This window comes from Methylocaldum sp. (assembly GCF_039794385.1).
Lineage (GTDB): Bacteria > Pseudomonadota > Gammaproteobacteria > Methylococcales > Methylococcaceae > Methylocaldum.
The window spans coordinates 1-3,218 of record NZ_JBDIVO010000447.1; the positions used below are offsets into that span (position 1 = coordinate 1).

The 3,218-nt window shown below is 57.7% G+C and carries 4 protein-coding genes; all 4 read left to right on the forward strand.

What is annotated here, in order from left to right:
- The first annotated feature begins 301 nt into the window (after positions 1-301).
- The 4 genes from ABJK70_RS22480 (at position 302) to ABJK70_RS22495 (ending at position 3,079) form a co-directional block, all read left to right on the forward strand.
- Positions 302-1,516, forward strand: a complete 1,215-nt coding sequence (locus ABJK70_RS22480; RefSeq protein ID WP_347259196.1) for an integrase arm-type DNA-binding domain-containing protein — start codon at positions 302-304, stop codon at positions 1,514-1,516.
- Entirely contained in the window at positions 1,513-2,088 is a 576-nt protein-coding gene (locus ABJK70_RS22485) for a hypothetical protein (RefSeq protein WP_347259197.1), read from the forward strand. The genes ABJK70_RS22480 and ABJK70_RS22485 overlap by 4 nt, the downstream gene beginning before the upstream one ends.
- Before the next feature lie 109 nt (positions 2,089-2,197).
- Positions 2,198-2,446, forward strand: coding sequence for a helix-turn-helix domain-containing protein (locus ABJK70_RS22490; RefSeq protein WP_347259198.1), 249 nt, complete (start codon positions 2,198-2,200; stop codon positions 2,444-2,446).
- Between the two features lie 105 nt (positions 2,447-2,551).
- Complete coding sequence (locus tag ABJK70_RS22495) at positions 2,552-3,079, forward strand: hypothetical protein (RefSeq protein WP_347259199.1); 528 nt, start codon at positions 2,552-2,554, stop codon at positions 3,077-3,079.
- Positions 3,080-3,218 lie beyond the last annotated feature (139 nt).

Genomic DNA, 3,218 nt, shown 5'->3' on the forward strand with positions numbered 1-3,218 from the left:
ATCTACGGGCGTTTTTGCTTGCCGTTTTTGTCGGATGCTTTCGAGTTCATAACGTCTTGATTTTTTAAGTGGTGCCGAGGGCGAGAATCGAACTCGCACTTGGTTTCCCAAACCAGATTTTGAGTCTTTGGCATTATCAACTTTCAATAACTTACGTTAATCTCCGTTAACACTCCAAAAACCGGAAATAAGCCCGATAAATCAATGAGTAAGATACTTCCGTTAACATTTCGGTATCTGTTGCTACCTAAGTCAATTTTGCTTAATCTGTCTACATTGCGTCTACATGAAAAGGCAACAGATGAGTACATCTTATGCGGAGATTACCGAGCGGATCGTTCGGGAATCGGAACCGCCGGCTAAAGGCCAGCGGTTCATTCGGGATACCAAGCTGAGCGGTTTCGGTCTTCGGATCACCGATACGGGAGCGAAGGCCTTCATTGTCGAGGCGAGGGTCAAGCATGGTCGGCCGCGACGGATCACCATCGCCAGGTGCCAGAGCATGAGCGTCATGGATGCTCGACGGGAAGCTCGGCGGGTCCTGGGCGAGCTGGCGACCGGTGACGATCCGGTGGCGGAACGGCAAGCCGAGAAGCACAGGAACGTCACGCTGCAGGAAGTTTTCGATGACTACGTTGATGCGCGTAACAACCTGAAGGAATCCACACGGAACGATTATCAGGAGGCGCTGAATACCTCGTTTGCCGATTGGTTGAACAAGCCGATCGCGAACATCACCGAAGAGATGGTAGCCAGGCGGCACAAGGATCGCGGCAAAGCGAGTCCGTCGCGGGCCAATCACGCCATGCGGGTGCTGCGGGCGCTGGTCAACTTCGCCATGGGGCGATACCGTGACGCCGACGGAAAACCCTTCATTCTTGAAAACCCGGTCAAGCGGCTTTCGCGTGAGCGATCCTGGTTCCGCGTCGACCGGCGACGCACCATCATCAAGCCCTACCTGTGGCCGAGCTGGTTTCGCGCCGTTTCCGAGCTGCGGGCGCTCAAGAGCAATGCCGACGTGGAGTCGGTCCGGGATTACTTTTTGTTTTTGGCGTTCACGGGCCTTCGTAAGGAAGAAGCAGCCGGGCTCCCGCTATCGGCCGTCGATTTTAGGGACCGGACTTTCGCGATCATCGATACGAAGAACAGCGATCCGCACGTGTTGCCCATGTCGGGCTTCCTGGAAGCGCTCTTGCGACGGCGAGCCGAAGCGGCAACGGGCGATTACGTCTTTTCCGGCAAAACCGGCCGGCTGGTGGACGTGCGGCATTGGATCGTTCGGATTATCGGGGAGTCCGGAGTTCGGTTCACGCTGCACGACCTGCGGCGAACCTTCGTCACGACGGCGGAAAGCCTGGACATCTCCGCTTATGCCTTGAAGCGGCTGCTGAACCACCGGGCGGCGCAATCGGATGTCACCGCCGGCTACATCGTGCACGACATCGAGCGGCTGCGGCGGCCGATGCAGATGATTACCGATAAGTTGCTGGAAGATGCTCGTGGGGGCGATTTGTGAATAGCGACAGCGGAGACAATGATCCCGATGATAAGGCGTTCATGCGGGATTTCTTTTGCGACGGGAAGGCTAGGCAATTCGCCGACGGCGACTTAGTTGCGGGGCTCGAATGTTTTGTGAACTGTTTAGATGAAGGGATTCAACCGCCGGACGAGGTTCTTCGATGGATACAGGGCGGTATTCGAGAATACCTGAGTACGGATGGCAAGGCTGACATTGCTGGTGCTTTGGGTTTAAAGCGAAAAGGTGAAATGGGCCGGGGAACGATCATCACCCGGAGAAAGACGAGCGCCCTAAGCTATTACTATGCGTCCGTAATGAACATCTTGATCCACGGCTTGGGTGCGAGCATCGCGGAGGCTGCTGAAATGGTTGCCGCACGAGATGCTTCGAACGGCAGGGGCGCACCATCCAGCTCTTGGCTGGAAGAGCAATATAGAAAGGAGTGGAAGCCGAAAAAGATCGGTGGCCTGAATGAAACCTTAGATCGTTTCGATACCGACGATAAAAAAACCTCTTTTCTGGGAACATTCCCGGAGTACTCGATCCCTCATCGATTGAAGAATCGATAGCATTCGAGCCTACGCGCCTATGGGGCAAAGTCGCGACTTTGCCCCATACCTCAACGCCGCAACAAACTGCACGATATCTCCCGTCATTTGTTTTTTTGGGGAGATATCGATGCCGCAAGTCCATGCCGATGCCGCGCTCGTCGCGGCCGATAATCACGACCTGCTGACGCCGCCAGAAGTCGCCAAAGCATTGCGGGTCAATGTGGCGACACTCCGGATTTGGCGGTCGACCGGCAGGTACTGCCTGCCGTACATCAAAATCGGCCATCACGTTTTTTATCGCCGCGAGGTGATCGAGCAGGTCAAACTGCACGGACTCAAAAAACGCGGAAAAGTACGGATGGAGGGCGCTGTATGACTGCGGCGCTATACCGGGTTGTGCCGATTGTTGCCGGCATCGACGGCGACGTGCTGGCCGTATCTATCGCCGTGATGGCGATCCTGTCCCTTTGATGGAGGCGTTATGCAGGGCAAAAACAAACCCGGTCGCGGGGAGCAACCCGCGCCGGGCAGAAAGAAAAAATCCAATAGCGGCAACAGTATATCGTGCGCATCGGCCAAAAAAAAGCCCATCGCCGAACTCGCGGCAAAGCCGTGGAATCGGCGTGATCCGGTCACGTGCGACATGGATGACCTGGCCGCCGAGAATAGGTTCTGGTTCGGGCACAATCCCTGCCTGAACGTCTTGGTGGGCCTGCGCGGCGAAGATCTGTGGTCCCGCGGGTTCTGGGCGCGATACGACTGGTGGGTCGGGGTGAATTTGGGGCGCGATCCCCGCGAATATTCCTGGCGCTGGGCGGCCGGTCATGTGTGCATGGTCCGGGGCGACGCGGCCGCCGCAGCCCGTGGGCTCCGGCTGCGGCCGGAAAAGTTCGTCGAGCTGCTGGCGGCCGAGTTGCTGGCGGCGGGCGCATGGATGGTCGTCGTGGCGGCGCGGGGCGTGCGGGTTCGCCGGTTCGTCCCGGCCGAGCTGCCGGAGGTGGCCCGATGACGCGCATGTACGACATGGACACGGGCCGCCGCCCGAAACAAAAAGAGTCTCCGGCCGATAACACCATTCCGCCGCCGCCCGATGATGGTATCGCGATGGCCGGCGGCAAGCTGCCCGAGATCGTCGACGCGACGGAATC

Coding starts and splice junctions, on each gene's coding strand:
- ABJK70_RS22480 (WP_347259196.1), top strand. CDS start 302: ATGAGTACATCTTATGCGGAGATTACCGAGCGGATCGTTCGGGAATCG.
- ABJK70_RS22490 (WP_347259198.1), top strand. CDS start 2,198: ATGCCGCAAGTCCATGCCGATGCCGCGCTCGTCGCGGCCGATAATCAC.
- ABJK70_RS22495 (WP_347259199.1), top strand. CDS start 2,552: ATGCAGGGCAAAAACAAACCCGGTCGCGGGGAGCAACCCGCGCCGGGC.